15 protein-coding genes are annotated in these 14,906 nt (G+C 63.7%); 14 read left to right on the plus strand and 1 reads right to left on the minus strand.

Going from position 1 to position 14,906, the window contains the following annotated elements; translation table 11 throughout:
• Nucleotides 1–18: 18 nt before the first annotated feature.
• Nucleotides 19–915, minus strand: a complete 897-nt coding sequence (locus tag PV772_RS07695; RefSeq protein WP_141160052.1) for a glycosyltransferase — start codon at nt 913–915, stop codon at nt 19–21.
• A 289-nt stretch (nt 916–1,204) separates the two neighbouring features.
• On the opposite strand from PV772_RS07695, the gene PV772_RS07700 reads away from it, so the two are divergent.
• The 14 genes from PV772_RS07700 to PV772_RS07765 all read left to right on the plus strand — a co-directional run bounded on the left by PV772_RS07700 (nt 1,205) and on the right by PV772_RS07765 (nt 14,761).
• The gene (locus tag PV772_RS07700) at nt 1,205–2,317 is read left to right on the plus strand and encodes an MraY family glycosyltransferase (RefSeq protein WP_347885805.1); all 1,113 of its coding nucleotides are present in this window, start codon (nt 1,205–1,207) and stop codon (nt 2,315–2,317) included.
• Nucleotides 2,318–2,427: 110 nt separating this feature from the next.
• Nucleotides 2,428–2,910 (plus strand): hypothetical protein, encoded by a 483-nt coding sequence (locus tag PV772_RS07705; protein WP_141160054.1) that lies wholly within the window; start codon nt 2,428–2,430, stop codon nt 2,908–2,910.
• On the plus strand, nt 2,903–3,241 hold the full coding sequence (locus PV772_RS07710) for an AtpZ/AtpI family protein (protein WP_141160055.1): 339 nt from the start codon (nt 2,903–2,905) through the stop codon (nt 3,239–3,241). Before PV772_RS07705 ends, PV772_RS07710 begins: the two co-directional genes overlap by 8 nt.
• A gap of 81 nt (nt 3,242–3,322) precedes the next feature.
• Entirely contained in the window at nt 3,323–4,123 is an 801-nt protein-coding gene (gene atpB / locus PV772_RS07715) for a F0F1 ATP synthase subunit A (protein ID WP_141160056.1), read from the plus strand.
• Nucleotides 4,124–4,233: 110 nt separating this feature from the next.
• Nucleotides 4,234–4,452 (plus strand): ATP synthase F0 subunit C, encoded by a 219-nt coding sequence (gene atpE / locus PV772_RS07720; protein WP_003804776.1) that lies wholly within the window; start codon nt 4,234–4,236, stop codon nt 4,450–4,452.
• 55 nt (nt 4,453–4,507) lie between these two features.
• The gene (locus PV772_RS07725) at nt 4,508–5,059 is read left to right on the plus strand and encodes a F0F1 ATP synthase subunit B (RefSeq protein WP_141160057.1); all 552 of its coding nucleotides are present in this window, start codon (nt 4,508–4,510) and stop codon (nt 5,057–5,059) included.
• Nucleotides 5,059–5,886 carry a F0F1 ATP synthase subunit delta gene (locus PV772_RS07730; protein ID WP_141160058.1) on the plus strand — a complete coding sequence of 276 codons (828 nt, stop codon included), beginning with the start codon at nt 5,059–5,061 and terminating at the stop codon, nt 5,884–5,886. Before PV772_RS07725 ends, PV772_RS07730 begins: the two co-directional genes overlap by 1 nt.
• 78 nt (nt 5,887–5,964) lie before the next feature.
• Entirely contained in the window at nt 5,965–7,602 is a 1,638-nt protein-coding gene (gene atpA / locus PV772_RS07735) for a F0F1 ATP synthase subunit alpha (protein ID WP_141160059.1), read from the plus strand.
• 72 nt (nt 7,603–7,674) lie between these two features.
• On the plus strand, nt 7,675–8,565 hold the full coding sequence (locus PV772_RS07740) for a F0F1 ATP synthase subunit gamma (RefSeq protein WP_141160060.1): 891 nt from the start codon (nt 7,675–7,677) through the stop codon (nt 8,563–8,565).
• Nucleotides 8,566–8,647: 82 nt separating this feature from the next.
• The gene (gene atpD, locus PV772_RS07745) at nt 8,648–10,102 is read left to right on the plus strand and encodes a F0F1 ATP synthase subunit beta (protein WP_110541032.1); all 1,455 of its coding nucleotides are present in this window, start codon (nt 8,648–8,650) and stop codon (nt 10,100–10,102) included.
• Between the two features lies 1 nt (nt 10,103).
• A complete protein-coding gene (locus PV772_RS07750) occupies nt 10,104–10,388 on the plus strand; it encodes a F0F1 ATP synthase subunit epsilon (RefSeq protein WP_018760117.1) in 285 nt (94 codons plus the stop codon).
• Between the two features lie 10 nt (nt 10,389–10,398).
• Complete coding sequence (locus tag PV772_RS07755) at nt 10,399–10,830, plus strand: DUF2550 domain-containing protein (RefSeq protein WP_141160061.1); 432 nt, start codon at nt 10,399–10,401, stop codon at nt 10,828–10,830.
• Nucleotides 10,831–10,835: 5 nt separating this feature from the next.
• Nucleotides 10,836–12,164 carry an alpha/beta hydrolase-fold protein gene (locus tag PV772_RS07760; RefSeq protein ID WP_347885806.1) on the plus strand — a complete coding sequence of 443 codons (1,329 nt, stop codon included), beginning with the start codon at nt 10,836–10,838 and terminating at the stop codon, nt 12,162–12,164.
• Between the two features lie 23 nt (nt 12,165–12,187).
• Complete coding sequence (locus tag PV772_RS07765) at nt 12,188–14,761, plus strand: phosphatidylglycerol lysyltransferase domain-containing protein (RefSeq protein WP_347885850.1); 2,574 nt, start codon at nt 12,188–12,190, stop codon at nt 14,759–14,761.
• Nucleotides 14,762–14,906: the final 145 nt, after the last annotated feature.

The following is a 14,906-nucleotide window of genomic DNA, read 5'->3' on the forward strand; positions in this document are numbered from 1 at the left end:
AGCGCCGGCGGGCTTTTCCTAGAACTTTTGCTCTTCGAGCGGGGCGAAGCCCTTGCCGCGCAGCCCGGTGGTGAACGACCGCGCCCACCCCAGGAAGCCCGGTAGGTCCCGGTGCTGCAGGAAGTAGCCCAGGTAGCCGCCCACGTCGGCCACGAAGGAGCGCACCCTGAAGTAGCGGCGGATGAGGTAGCCGCGGTTCCGGTAGTAGTAGAAGCGCTTGAAGGCGGAGTCCGGGACGATCACGTGCCAGCGTGCGCCGTAGACATGCTGCGTTTCCCCGAAGGCGTGCGGGTGTGTGATGGCGGTGGTGGTGACGGTGCCGAAGCGGATCCCGGCCTTCCGCAGCCGGATGGTGAAATCAACTTCATCGCCGCGGATGAAGAGCCGCATGTCCGGCAGGCCCACCTTGAAGAAGACGTCCGAGCGGATCAGTGCACCGTTGAAGAAGTGCCCGTCGTCCGGCAGGAATCCGAGTTTCTCCACCTCCGCCCGGTCGTGCGTGACCTTGCCGTCAAGGCGGAAGAAGAAGGACAGCCGGTCCGGGTGGCCGGGCGCCGTGACCAAGGGGACCACGGCCTCCAGGTCGCGTGCTTCAGCCTCTCGAAGCAGCGTAGCGAGGCATTCCGGATCTACCGGCTCGGCGTCGTCGTCCATCATCCAGATCCAGCGGGCACCGCTGGCCACTGCCTTGAGGGCGGCCAGCGCGAACCCGCCGGCGCCGCCCAGGTTGGCTTCAGAGCGGACATAGTCCACGTTGGGATGGGCCGCCGCCACATCCGCGGCCGGGGTGGTGCCGCTGTCCACCAGGCAGATCGTGTCGACGTGACGGCTCTGGGCGTTGATCGCGTCCAGCAGGACGGACAGTTCCTTGGGCCGGTCGAACGTCACGGCGGCAACCGCAATGCGGGGGGTCATGGGGGTCCTTTCAGCATGGCTGCCAGGGAGTTCCCCGCCGGTAGTGCGCCCGTGTGGCGCGGAGCCATGGTGCCGGTGGCACTAGTATCTTTGACTAGAGTCCACTGTAATACAGCCCTGTAAGGCGCTGCGCGTATGTCTGTGCGCAATGCCTGCTGCGCGCTCGGCGACGGAGAAGTTTCATTTATCGACGAACAGATTCCCGGCCCGTGAGCCCTCCCACCCCCAACCGGCTGCCGCCGCAGCTGAGCGGTTCTGGCACCACCACTCCCGGAGCGGTAGCCATCCCATGATCATGTACCTGCTCATGGGCCTCACCGCCGCCATCGTCTCCTACGCGGCCACGTGGGGCGCCCGCGTCGTGGGGCACAGGCTCGAGCTGCACCTGCCCATCCGCAGCCGGGACATGCACTCAACGCCCGTGTCCAGGCTGGGCGGCCTGGCCATTTTCCTGGGCGTCATGGTGGCGCTGGTTGTTGCCAGCCAGTCCTTCTTCGTCAAGGACATTTACCGGAACAACTTTTCGCCGTGGGGCGTGCTGGCAGGGGCGGCCGTGATCGTCCTGGTCGGTGTGGCTGACGACCTGCTGGACATCCGCTGGTGGGTGAAGCTGATCGGCCAAAGTGCTGCGGGCCTCACGGTGGCGATCTGGGGCGTCCAGATGACCATCGTCCCGTGGGTGCCGGAGCCAATCTACCTCCAGGACGGAACGCTGCGGATAGTGCTGACCGCCGGGCTGATCGTCACCACCATGAACGCCTTCAACTTCATCGACGGGCTGGACGGCCTGGCCGCGGGCGTTGCCATCATTGGCGGCACGGCTTTCTTCATCACCGCATACTGGGTCCACCGCAACGCGGTGCTGCTGGATTATTCGGACCTGGCAACCCTCATAACCGCGGTCCTCGTGGGCGGGTGCCTGGGCTTCCTGCCGCACAACTTCTTTCCCTCGAAGATCTTCATGGGCGACTCCGGTGCCATGCTGATCGGGCTCCTCATGGCGTCGGCCGGCGTTGTGTCGACGGGGCAGATTACCTCCGGGCTCTATGACCGCGCCAACGGTATTTCCACCGTCATTCCCATTCTGCTTCCCTTCGCTGTCCTGTTCCTCCCGCTGCTGGACCTTGGACTGGCCGTCGTTCGCCGGACGGCCCGCGGCCGGTCGCCCTGGTCCGCAGACCGCGGACACCTGCACCACAAACTGCTGGACATCGGCTATTCCCACCGCACTGCCGTGATCCTGATGTACCTCTGGACCGGCGTGCTCTCCTTCGGCGGCCTGGCGTTCGCCGTCTTCCCCTGGCACATTGTGCTTGCCGTGGACATCTTTGCCACGCTGGTCATGGGACTGGTGACCGCCTGGCCCTACCTGTCCCGCGGCAGTAGCGAAACCACGGCGTAACGGCGGTTCTGAATTATTTCTATCTCGTGTAGAATTTAGGGGCAGCCCAAGCTGCCACTCCACCCACTGCCTCCTGGCGATCTGCCATGTGGTGCCGACGATGGGATCGCATGACCTCCAACGCCGAGTCCGGATCTGCCTCCGGCAATGGACCCGTTGGTACGTCCGGTCCCACCCGTTCGCTCTGGCTGAACCTGCTCAAGCGCAGCTCGATTGCCGCCACGGCAGGGCTTGTGCTCTGCGCAGTTCCGGCCGGCATCCTCAACGGGGCAACCGGGGCGGTGTCCAGTTTCCTGGGCGGCCTGCTGGTGATGCTCTTCTTCGGCATCAGCCTGCTGGTGGGGCACTTCGTGGGACGCCGCAACCCCTCCGGTGCAATCGGGATGTTCGTAGCCACCTACTTCATCAAGGTCGTCGGTTTTGCCGTCGTCCTGTTCGTTATAGGTGCTCCGGAGTGGCTTCATGGCCGGTGGTTCATCATCGGCGCCGTTGTGGCTGTCGTCTTGTGGCAGGCCGCGGAGATCCATGGCTTCAGCAGGGCACGCCTCCAGATCTACAACGATCCAGAAGACAAGGGAGCATCCGATGCGTGATCCGAAAAAAACCGCACGCGCCGCACATGGCAAGCGCGGCCCACACGGCTCCGCAGAGGTTTCTTCCGACGCATCCACCGATGGCGGCTACAACGCTGGAATGGCTGTATTCAGCTACATCATTGGCGGAATCATCGTCTGGAGTTTGATAGGGTGGGGACTGGATTATCTGTGGGGAACGCGCTGGATTGTGCTCGCAGGCGCTCTGCTTGGAGCCGTCGGAGGTTTCTACCTTTCCCACATGCATGGCCTCACCAGTTCCCGCAAAAATGCTGATGGGCGCCATGCTCCCAGCGCACCGTCCCAGGACGGAGAAGATAATGCCAAATAATTTCACAGGGGGAACAGCAGGCTGTCAGGCTGCCGGACCCCGCCCAACGCCCAATGATGGACACTGCAGAGAGGAAACGCGTTGATCGCGCTTGCGCTCCCGGCCCAAGATTCAGGAGAGTTCACTCCTCCTGGTATTAACGAAATGCATTTGCCGGCAATCCTGCCGTGGGGTGCCGCAGAAGGATTCTCCAAGCAGATGCTGCTGGTCCTCCTCTCTGTCGTCTTTATCGCCGTCTTCTTCGTGCTCGCAGCACGCAAGCAGCAGCTGGTACCCGGCAAGCTCCAGTTCGCCGGCGAAGCCGCCTACGGCTTCGTCCGCAACGGCATCGCCAAGGACATCATCGGCGGCCGGGACTTCATCAAGTACGTCCCCCTGCTGTTCAGCCTGTTCTTCTTCATCCTGGTCAACAACATCTACGGCGCCATTCCGGTGTTCCAGCTCCCCACGTTCTCGCACGTGGGTGGAGCGTACGTGCTGGCCGGCCTGGTGTACATCACCTGGATCGCCATCGGCGTCAAGAAGAACGGCATCCGCTACTTCAAGCTGGCCACCGTTCCCTCGGGCGTGCCGTGGTACATCCTGCCGATCGTTATCCCGATCGAAATCATCTCCAACTTCGTTGTCCGGCCCGTCACGCACAGCCTCCGTCTGTTCGCGACCATGCTCGCCGGCCACCTGATCGTGATGATCGCCGGTTCCGGCATCGAGTACCTGATCATGCAGGAGAACTTCCTGCTGAAGGGCACCTCGGTCCTGGTCCTTGCCGGTGCCATCGCCATGTACATGCTTGAAGCCCTGATCATGGTCCTGCAGGCTTATGTCTTCACGCTGCTGACCGCGATCTACATCGAAGGTGCACTGCACGCCGACAGCCACTAGGCACGCTGCCGGGGCAGCACGCTCCGGCCGCACACCACAGTCTTCCCCTTGCGGGGATGAAGCAACCCAAACAACCTGCCACACAGAGTGGCATCTTGAAAGGAAAAAAAATGGAAGGCTCCATCAACGGCTCCCTCAACCTCATCGGCTATGGCCTCTCGGCTATCGGCGGTGGTATCGGTGTGGGTCTCGTGTTCGCTGCCTACATCAACGGCGTTGCGCGCCAGCCGGAAGCCCAGCGCGTCCTGCAGCCGATCGCATTCCTCGGCCTGGCCCTGACCGAAGCACTCGCCATCCTGGGCCTGGTCTTCGCTTTCGTTCTCAAGTAAACCCTTCAGAACTTCAGCGAACATTCAGAACCTAGTAGATAAGGACGGGTGAAATATGCATCAGCTGATCATCTCAGCCGCCGCTGAAGGCGACGTCAACCCCCTTGTTCCCAATGGCTGGGAAATGCTGGTTGTCTTCGTGGGCTTTGCCATCCTCTTCTTCATCGTGGTCAAGTATGTTGTCCCGATGTTCGAGAAGACCTTCGCAGAGCGTGCCGAGGCCATCGAAGGCGGCATCGCCAAGGCTGAAAAGGCCCAGGCTGAGGCGTCTGCTGCACTCGAAGAGTACAAGCAGCAGCTGACCGACGCCCGCACCGAAGCCAACCGCATCCGTGAGGAAGCCCGCGCCGAAGGTGCCCAGATCCTCGCGGATCTCAAGGAAAAGGCAGCCGCAGAGTCTGCCCGCATCACCGCGCAGGCCCACGCACAGATCGAATCCGAGCGCCAGGCGGCCGTTGTGTCACTGCGCTCCGAGGTTGGCACCCTGGCCACCACCCTTGCCGGCCGCATCGTGGGCGAGTCCCTCGACGACGACGCACGCGCAGCACGGGTCGTGGACCGCTTCCTGGCAGATCTGGAGTCCCAGAACGCAGGTGCAGCTAAGTAATGGCAGGCGTATCGAGCGAATCGCTGGCAACAGCCCTTGCCGCTTTGGAAGCCAAGCTTCCTACGGCGTCGCTGCAGCTGGCAAAGGAACTCTTCGGAATTCTGGGAATGGTGGACAGCTCGGCTGGCTTGCGCCGTGCCCTGACTGACCCCTCCCGCAGCGGTGACGAAAAGTCGGCGCTGGTGAGGCAGCTGGTTAGCGGAAAAGTCTCCGCTGATGCTGCTGAGATCGCGGGCGGACTGGCCAGCTCACGCTGGGCATCGGCGCGTGACATCGGCGATGCACTCGAGACTCTTGCCGCAACGGTGGTCATTTCCGTTGCCGAAAACAAGTCGGCCGTTTCTGCCTCCGGAATCACTGGCCTGGAAGAGCTGGAAAACGATCTGTTTTCCTTCAACCAGGCTGTTGCCTCCAGCCACGAGGTACAACGTGCTCTGTCCGAACCGCAGGCAAGTGCCGCAGCGAAGGCTGCCCTTGCCGGGAAACTGGTACCCGGTGTGAGCGAGGAAGCAAAAGTCCTCATCAGCCAGGCAGTCAGCCAGCCCCGCGGTATCAAGCCCACCAGGCTTGTGGAGCGGTTCGCCGAGCTGGCGGCCAAGCGGCAGCAGCGCTGGATTGCAACGGTCAGCGTAACCCGTCCTTTGTCGCAGACGCAGCTGGAACGCCTCCAGGCAGGCCTGAATGCACTGTACGGGCGGGAACTGAAGGTCAACATCAACGTTGACCCCGCGCTCATTGGCGGAATCCGTGTCCAGGTGGGTGACGAAGTGCTCGACGCTTCCGTCCTTACCCGGCTGGGTGAGCTGCAACGCCAGCTGGCCGGCTAGCCGGACAAGCACAACCAAACTGATAGAAACCCCGGTCACCGTTTGCGGTGATCACAAACAGGAGAGCAGGGACTGCAGATGGCCGAATTGACCATCAACGCCGACGACGTCCGTAATGCGTTGAACGAGTTCGCGGCGTCCTACGAACCCGGAAACGCAGAGCGCGTAGAGGTTGGCCGTGTAACGACCGCAGGTGACGGCATCGCCCGTGTTGAGGGCCTTCCCTCGGTCATGGCGAATGAGCTTCTTCGCTTCGAAGACGGCACGCTGGGCCTGGCCCAGAACCTTGACGTCCGCGAGATCGGTGTCATTATCCTCGGTGACTTCCAGGGCATCGAAGAAGGCCAGGAAGTGCACCGGACCGGTCAGGTTTTGTCCGTTCCGGTTGGCGACGCCTTCCTTGGCCGTGTAGTTGACCCCTTGGGCCAGCCCATGGACGACCTTGGCGAAATCAAGGCGGAGACCACCCGCGCGCTGGAGCTGCAGGCTCCGGGCGTGACCCAGCGCAAGTCGGTGCACGAGCCGATGCAGACCGGCCTCAAGGCCATTGACGCGATGATCCCGATCGGCCGCGGCCAGCGCCAGCTGATCATTGGCGACCGCCAGACCGGCAAGTCGGCAATTGCGATCGACACCATCATCAACCAGAAGGCCAACTGGGCTTCAGGCGATGTCACCAAGCAGGTGCGCTGCATCTACGTTGCCATTGGCCAGAAGGCGTCCACCATCGCCGCCATCCGCCAGACCCTCGAGGACAACGGCGCGCTGGAGTACACCACCATCGTGGCCTCTCCTGCGTCCGACCCCGCAGGCTTCAAGTACCTGGCACCGTATGCAGGCTCGGCTATCGGCCAGCACTGGATGTACGGCGGCAAGCACGTCCTGATCGTGTTTGATGACCTGTCCAAGCAGGCCGAGGCATACCGTGCTGTGTCGCTGCTGCTCCGCCGCCCGCCGGGACGCGAAGCCTACCCGGGCGACGTCTTCTACCTGCACTCCCGCCTGCTGGAGCGTTGTGCCAAGCTCTCCGACGAGCTCGGTGCGGGTTCCATGACGGGCCTGCCGCTGATCGAGACCAAGGCGAACGACGTGTCCGCCTACATCCCGACCAACGTCATCTCCATCACCGATGGCCAGATCTTTCTGCAGTCGGACCTCTTCAACGCCAACCAGCGCCCCGCTGTTGACGTGGGTGTCTCGGTGTCCCGCGTTGGCGGTGCCGCCCAGGTCAAGTCCATGAAGAAGGTCTCCGGTACTTTGAAGCTGGACCTGGCCCAGTACCGCGACATGCAGGCGTTCGCGATGTTCGCGTCCGACCTGGACGCAGCATCCCGCCAGCAGCTGACCCGTGGCGCCCGCCTGATGGAACTGCTCAAGCAGGGCCAGTACTCGCCGTTCCCGGTCGAGGACCAGGTCGTCTCCATCTGGGCCGGCACCAACGGCTACCTGGATGACGTTCCCGTCGAGGACATCAGCCGCTTCGAGGCTGAGTTCCTGGAGCACCTGCGCCACAAGTCCTCGATCCTGACCACGCTGGCCCAGACCAACGTGCTGGACGACGACACCGTTGCTGCCCTCAAGTCCTCCATCGTGGACTTCAAGAAGGGCTTCTTCGGCGAGGGTGACAACCACCTGGTAGGCGCCGGCCACGAGGAGCATGACGCTATCTCCGAGGGCGAAGTCGACCAGGAAAAGATCGTCAAGCAGAAGCGCTAGTTCCGCATCGCCGGGTGTGCCGGGACCCAGGGTCCGGCACACCCGGCTACGGAATGTTAGGAAAGGATAAGTATGGGAGCCCAGATCCGGGTCTACCGCCAGAAGATCAGCTCGACCACGTCGATGCGCAAGATCTTCAAAGCGATGGAACTGATCGCTACCTCGCGCATCGGGAAGGCCCGTGCGCGCGTAGCAGCTTCACTGCCTTACGCGAACGCGATCACGCGCGCCGTTTCTGCTGTCGCCAGCCAAAGCGAAATCGACCACCCGCTGACCACTGAGCCGGAGCAGATCCGCCGTGCCGCCGTCCTGGTAATCACCTCGGACCGTGGCCTGGCAGGTTCCTACTCCGCGAGTGTGCTCAAGCAGGCGGAAGGTCTCTTCGAGCTGCTCCACGACGAAGGCAAGGAAGTCAAAACCTACCTCGTGGGCCGCAAGGCCCAGGCGTACTTCGATTTCCGGAACCGCGAGTACTCGCGGGTCTGGACCGGAGGAACCGACGCTCCAGAGTTCGCCACCGCCCGTGAAATCGGCGAAGCGCTGCTGGCAGACTTCGCAACCGACTTCGAAGAGGGCGGCGTGGACGAAATCCATGTTGTCTACACCCGCTTCAAGTCCATGGTTACGCAGGAGCCGACGGTCATCCGCCTGCTTCCGCTGGAAGTAGTGGAAGAACAGGCTGCTTCCGAATCGGATCTCCTGCCGCTGTACGAGTTCGAGCCGGAAACTGAGCGTGTCCTTGACGCCCTGCTCCCGCGTTACATCGAATCCCGTATCTTCGCAGCCATGCTGCAGGCGGCGGCGTCCGAGCTTGCCGCCCGCCAGCGGGCGATGAAGTCCGCAGGCGACAACGCAACGGACCTGATCAAGAAGTACACGCGCCTGCGCAACACGGCCCGCCAGGCCGAAATTACTCAGGAGCTTTCTGAGATTGTTGCAGGTGCCGACGCTCTCGCGTCCTAGCCTCCGGCCCCTCGGTTCCGCGTAACCAGCACCACCACAGATAGACTTAACCCCACGCCATCTACTGAATGAAGTGAGAGAGATGACTGCCACTGCTACCGAACACGTAGCCGCAACGTCCGGTGCAACCGGCCGTATTGCGCGCGTAATCGGCCCGGTTGTCGACGTCGAATTCCCGGCTGACGCAATCCCGTCGATCTACAATGCCCTCACCACCGAGATCACTCTCAACGGTGAGACCAAGACCATCACCTTCGAAGTTGCGCTGCACCTCGGCGACAACCTTATCCGTGCCATCTCGCTGCAGGCGACCGACGGCCTGGTCCGCGGGACCGGCGTCATTGACACCGGTGCCCCGATCTCCGTTCCCGTAGGCGACGGCGTCAAGGGCCACATCTTCAACGTGCTGGGCCAGCCCCTGGACGTTGCCGAGTCTGAGCTGGACGTCAGCGAACGCTGGCCCATCCACCGCAAGGCCCCCAGCTTCGCTTCGCTCGAAGGCTCCACCGAGATGCTCGAGACCGGCATCAAGGTCATCGACCTCCTGACCCCCTACATCAAGGGTGGAAAGATCGGCCTCTTCGGCGGCGCCGGCGTGGGCAAGACCGTTCTGATCCAGGAAATGATCACCCGTGTTGCCCGCAACTTCGGTGGTACTTCCGTGTTCGCCGGTGTTGGCGAGCGTACCCGTGAGGGCAACGACCTCTGGGTGGAAATGGAAGAGGCAGGCGTCCTCAAGGACACCGCCCTTGTGTTCGGCCAGATGGACGAGCCGCCGGGAACGCGCCTCCGCGTGGCCCTGTCCGCGCTGACCATGGCGGAGTACTTCCGCGATGTGCAGAACCAGGACGTGCTGCTCTTCATCGACAACATCTTCCGGTTCACCCAGGCAGGTTCCGAGGTTTCCACCCTGCTGGGCCGCATGCCTTCGGCCGTGGGCTACCAGCCCAACCTGGCCGATGAGATGGGCCTCCTGCAGGAGCGCATCACCTCCACCAAGGGCCACTCCATCACCTCGATGCAGGCCATCTACGTTCCCGCAGATGACTACACCGACCCGGCCCCGGCCACCACCTTCGCGCACCTGGATGCGACCACGGAACTTTCCCGTGAAATCGCCTCCCGTGGCCTGTACCCGGCCGTGGACCCCCTGACGTCCACGTCCCGTATCCTGGATCCCCAGTACATCGGCAAGGACCACTACAACACGGCTGTCCGCGTGAAGCAGATCCTGCAGAAGAACAAGGAACTCCAGGACATCATCGCCATCCTAGGTGTCGACGAACTCTCCGAAGAAGACAAGATCGTGGTGTCGCGTGCACGCCGCATCCAGCAGTTCCTGTCGCAGAACACCTACACAGCCAAGCAGTTCACCGGCGTCGAGGGCTCCACGGTTTCCATCAAGGACACCGTGGAGGGCTTCGCAGCCATCTGCGACGGCGAGCTGGACCACATCGCGGAGCAGGCGTTCTTCAACGTCGGCGGCCTCGATGACGTTGAGCGCCAGTGGGCCAAGATCCAGGAACAGACCAAGTAATATGGCTGAGCTTGAGGTTGAGATTGTCGCAGCGGACCACTTCGTGTGGTCCGGAGCGGCCAAGATGGTCAAGGCCCGCACCAGCGATGGTGAAATCGGAATCCTGCCCGGCCACTCGCCCCTGCTGGCGATCCTGGCCGAAGGTGAACTGGCAATCCAGCCGGTATCCGGGGACCGTATTGCGGTGGATGTGGACGGCGGGTTCTTCTCCGTTGACAACAACCGCGTGGTGATCGTTGCTGACAACGCCCAGCTGGGCGGCTCGGCTACCGCTGGGATCCGCTAGCACGACCTTGATGGACGCACCGGGTATTTCGTTCATCGCACTGGCAATCGTTTTCGGATTGCTGATATTTGCACTGTGCCTTTCGGGGGTGCGCCGCTTCAACCTGCGGCGTGCCCTCGGCACGGTGGACGCCTCCATTTGCGTAGCTGGGAACAGCTGGCAGATGGGGGTTTGTCGTTATCAGGACAATGACCTTGAGTGGTTCAGGCTCATCTCCCTGAGCGTCCGGCCCAAATACACGTTCAAGCGCAGTTCCCTCGAGCTGCTGGGACGCAGGAAACCGACCGAAGCCGAGGCTGTCAAAGTCCAGCCCGACGTGGTGATCGTCGAACTCCGCTACGAGGGGCAGGACCTGCACTTCGCCATGAAATTCGACGCCTATACGGGTCTTTCGTCCTGGCTGGAAGCAGGCCCGGTCATCGGCGTGGGGACCTGGCGCTAGCCAACGTGGACTGGTTTTCAGACATCCGGCTTACGGACGGTCCACTCTATGGAACCGTCCTGGTATTGGGAGTTGGCGGCGCAGCCTACCTTCTGGTGCCGCCCTGGCGCGCCTCCGAAGATGCCGCCATGCGCACCAGGGCCTGGGCAATCCGTGTCTTCAGTGCAGTAGCCGCGGCGTTCGTGCTGGTGGCAACAGTCCACTGGGTCATGATCAACGTGCTCACCGTCTTCCCGGAGGACATCCCCGGTCCCGTTCTCCTTTGGTTCGTGCCGGGTGTTTCCGCTGTCATCCTGGGCATCCTGAGAATGCCGAGGACCAGCTGGCTGCATTACGGAACAGGTTTCCTGGCCGCAGTCCTGGTGGTGCTTCTCTCAACGATCCAGATCAACGCCTATTTTGGCCTGAACAGGACGGTCAGTGACCTGATGGGGACGGCACTGGCCCGCATCCCGGTGCTCGAGCAGGATTTGATGCGGCACGCCGGCGAACCAGACGGTGCCCCGCTTCAAGGCTGGAAGCCGGAGGGGGACTTGCCGGCCGGCGGCGAGTTGCGGAAGACCGCCATCCCCGGCCCGGCTTCCGGGATGACGACCCGTGATGCTTTTATCTACTTTCCGCCGGCCTACTTTGCCGCCAACCGGCCGGCGCTGCCGGTATTGGTCCTGGTGGCCGGGCAGCCGGGCGGCCCTGCCGACTGGCTTACGGGGGGCGCACTCCGCGGCCACATGGATTCCTTCGCCGCCGCACACGGGGGAGTGGCCCCGGTGGTGGTCATCCCGGACCCCAATGGATCACAGTCCGCCAACACCATGTGCATGGACAGCCGGATTGCCAACGCGGACACGTACCTGTCACAGGACGTGCCACGCTGGATTAGTTCCACCCTCGCGGTGGACACCAACCACCGCCACTGGGCCGTGGGCGGGTTTTCCTTCGGCGGCACGTGCGCTGTTCAGATGGGGACGCGGCATCCGGATATCTACGCCGACGTGCTGGCATTTTCCAGTGAAGCCGAACCCGCCATTGCCAAGGAACGGCAGAAGACCATCGACGCAGCCTTTCCCGGAAACCCCGGTGAATTCATCAAGCAGACTCCTCTGGAGATCATGAAACACCAACGCTTCGAGTCCAGCGGCATGTACCTCACTGCAGGCCAGAACGATCCGGAGTTCGTGGGGAACCTCCACACCCTGGCCGCAGCCGCCGGGAACGCGGGCTTCACCGTGCAGGCCCACGAGGTGGAACATACCGGCCACTCCTGGGACACATCGTCCAAGCGCTTTGCTGACGCGCTGCAGTTCCTCGGCGGCCAGTGGGGCCTGCAGTGGTGAGCACCAGGAAACCGGACCGCACGATGGTGCTGATGTGGGCCGCCGTCGGCCGTCCGGCAGTCCAGCAGGTGTTTGGCACGCTGAAATCCATGCCCTTCACGCTGGGCGTGGTGGTCGCCTTCCTGGCCGCCGCTGCCTTGACCGGGAGCTTCCTGGACGGTCCGCCGGAGCGGCTGCTGGGGCTCGCCTCAGTCAGCGGACCCGGCCTGCGGGACGGCAAATGGTGGTCCCTGTTCACCAGCCTCTTCTTTGCCACGAATCCGCTGGCCTACCTCAGCGCGTCACTGATGATCGTGCTGCTGCTCGGACTCGCCGAGCGCAAGCTGGGGCGCCGCGCCGCCGTCGGACTCTTCTTCGGCGGCCAGTTTGTTGCCGTGACTGTGTTCCTCCTGGTGACGCAGCTGGCGGTGTACGTGGGCGACGGCTGGCTGGACAAGATGGTCGATGACAGCCTGATCGGACCCTACGCTCCGGTACTGACGGCGGGCCTGGCGGCGAGTGCCCGGATCACGCTGCTGTGGCAGCGCCGGCTCCGCACCGCGGTGCTGTCCATCTCGATCCTGTTGGTCCTGTATGTCGGTCACGCCGAAACGGTGATAGGCCTTATCGGTGCCCTGCTGGGCCTCCTGGCGGGCTGGTGGATCCAGGGCGACCAGGGCCGGCTCCACCGCCACCGGTCCACCGGCCGCGAGACCAGGAACCTGCTGGCCCTCACGGTCGCGGTCTTCGCAGTGGGCCCCATCCTGACGGGAATCACGCGCGCGCCCACCGGACCGCTGGCGCTGCTGCGGGATGTGGTGCTCAGTCCGATGCCCACGCTCAGCCAACTGGTGTTCAACTGCGGCGCCACCGTTGATGCTTCATGCCTGGAGACGGGGAGGGCAGGGTTTGCCGGGCCGTTCGGACTGGCCCTGGCCGTGGTGCCGGTGATCCTGTTGCTGATCTGCGCGGACGGCATGCGGCGGGGACGGCGCCTGGCGCTCAGCATAGCCCTGGCCATCCAGCTGGCGGTCACGGCCCTGGCAGCCGTCTACCTTGCCCTCTTCGCCCTCGTTCCCTCGCGCCTCCAGGGGACCCATGCGACCCCGCTGGCTTCGGCCTTTGCCCATGTGCTTCCCCTGGTGGTTGTCCCCTTGCTGCTGGCAGTGGCCCTGTGGCTGAACCGCCGCCAGTTCCGCGTGCAGACGCGCCCGGGCGCCCGCCGTACCCTCGGGGCCGTCGTCTGTGGAACGTGGCTCGTCCTGGCGGGCTCCTACACCGTTGCCTGGTTCTGGTCCGGCGGCCTGGCCCGCGACGGCGGGCTGCTGGGCCTCTTCGCAGAGTTGGCCCGGCAATACGTCCCGGTGCCCATCCCGCAGCACTTCCGCAGGGCGTTCCCGGAGCGGGACAGCGCAGAAGCCATCCTGTTTGCCTACTCCGGTCCCGTGTTCTGGCTGGTGGCGCTGATCGCCGTCTGGTGGGTGCTCGTCGGCCGGCACCACGGGCTGAACTTCGGACGGCAGGACAAGGACCGTGCCCGCCAACTGCTGCACCAGGGCGGTGGCCCCCTGTCCTGGATGGCGTTGTGGGAACCCAACACATACTGGTTCAGCCCGGACGGTGCTGGGGCCGTTGCCTTCCAGCAGCACGGGACGGTGGCCCTGACCCTGGGCGGTGCCTTTGGTGACCGCAAGGCGGAACAGCGGGTCACGGAGGGGTTCCTGGATTACTGCCGCAGCCAGGCGCTGGTCCCGGCCCTGTATTCCTGCGACGACACGCTGTGGCCGGCACTCAAGGAACGGGGCTTCTCGCGCGTGGCGGTGGCACAGGAGACCCGGCTGGCGCTGAACGAACTGGAGTTCAAGGGCAAGGAGTGGCAGAACGTCAGGACGGCGCTGAACCGTGCCACCAAACTGGGCGTGCATGCAGTGTGGGGCTCCTACCATTCGCTGCCGGCGGCACTGCGGTCGCGGCTGAACGAAGTGTCGGAAGAATGGGCAGCCAGCAAGTCCGTGCCGGAAATGGGGTTCACCCTCGGGGGAGTGGACGAACTCGATGACGAGGAAGTGCTCTGCTGCCTCGCCGTGGACGGCAACGGTGCGGTTCACGGGGTAACCAGTTGGCTTCCGGTGTACGACGGCGGCCGGCTGGTCAGCAGGACGCTGGACGTTATGCGCCGGGGCAGCGAGGGCTTCCCGGGAGTGATGGAATTCCTGATCGCCTCCGCAGTCCTGGAGTTGCGCGATTCGGTGGACATGATTTCGCTGTCCGGCTCGCCCCTTGCCAGCCGTCCGGAGGCCCAGCACACCCGGGCCGGGGAGCCGGAGGCAGAGGGGACAGGGGATGATGCCGGAACGGAGGACGGGACCGCCACCGACGAGGGCGCGCAGAACCTGGTACGGATCCTCGACCTGGTGGGCCACGCGCTGGAGCCGGTCTACGGCTTCCGTTCCCTGGCAGCGTTCAAGTCCCGGTTCAAGCCTGAGTACCGGGCACTCTACCTGTACTACCAGGACCCACTCCATCTGCCGGCGATCGGGAGGGCGCTGACCCGTGCCTACCTGCCGGGGCTTTCCCTGGCGCAGGGCGCCCGGCTGGTCCGCAAGCTGGTTACCTGAGCGGCTCCACGGGCCGTGAAGGCCTTAAGGCCCAAAGCGATTAATCTGCATTTGCTGTGCCTATTTACAGACAAACAAATGATCCCCGGGAAATTTCCCGGGGATCATTTGTTGAAGCTTTCGGCCGCAAATGTGCGGCCGGCGG

It is taken from the genome of Pseudarthrobacter sp. CC12 (assembly GCF_039907755.1).
GTDB lineage: Bacteria > Actinomycetota > Actinomycetes > Actinomycetales > Micrococcaceae > Arthrobacter > Arthrobacter niigatensis.

Bases quoted from the DNA above. Each gene is read 5' to 3' on its own strand.
- PV772_RS07695 (WP_141160052.1), bottom strand. From the start codon at position 915: ATGACCCCCCGCATTGCGGTTGCCGCCGTGACGTTCGACCGGCCCAAG.
- PV772_RS07700 (WP_347885805.1), top strand. From the start codon at position 1,205: ATGATCATGTACCTGCTCATGGGCCTCACCGCCGCCATCGTCTCCTAC.
- PV772_RS07705 (WP_141160054.1), top strand. From the start codon at position 2,428: ATGACCTCCAACGCCGAGTCCGGATCTGCCTCCGGCAATGGACCCGTT.
- PV772_RS07710 (WP_141160055.1), top strand. From the start codon at position 2,903: ATGCGTGATCCGAAAAAAACCGCACGCGCCGCACATGGCAAGCGCGGC.
- atpE (WP_003804776.1), top strand. From the start codon at position 4,234: ATGGAAGGCTCCATCAACGGCTCCCTCAACCTCATCGGCTATGGCCTC.
- PV772_RS07725 (WP_141160057.1), top strand. From the start codon at position 4,508: ATGCATCAGCTGATCATCTCAGCCGCCGCTGAAGGCGACGTCAACCCC.
- PV772_RS07730 (WP_141160058.1), top strand. From the start codon at position 5,059: ATGGCAGGCGTATCGAGCGAATCGCTGGCAACAGCCCTTGCCGCTTTG.
- atpA (WP_141160059.1), top strand. From the start codon at position 5,965: ATGGCCGAATTGACCATCAACGCCGACGACGTCCGTAATGCGTTGAAC.
- PV772_RS07740 (WP_141160060.1), top strand. From the start codon at position 7,675: ATGGGAGCCCAGATCCGGGTCTACCGCCAGAAGATCAGCTCGACCACG.
- atpD (WP_110541032.1), top strand. From the start codon at position 8,648: ATGACTGCCACTGCTACCGAACACGTAGCCGCAACGTCCGGTGCAACC.
- PV772_RS07750 (WP_018760117.1), top strand. From the start codon at position 10,104: ATGGCTGAGCTTGAGGTTGAGATTGTCGCAGCGGACCACTTCGTGTGG.
- PV772_RS07755 (WP_141160061.1), top strand. From the start codon at position 10,399: ATGGACGCACCGGGTATTTCGTTCATCGCACTGGCAATCGTTTTCGGA.
- PV772_RS07765 (WP_347885850.1), top strand. From the start codon at position 12,188: ATGGTGCTGATGTGGGCCGCCGTCGGCCGTCCGGCAGTCCAGCAGGTG.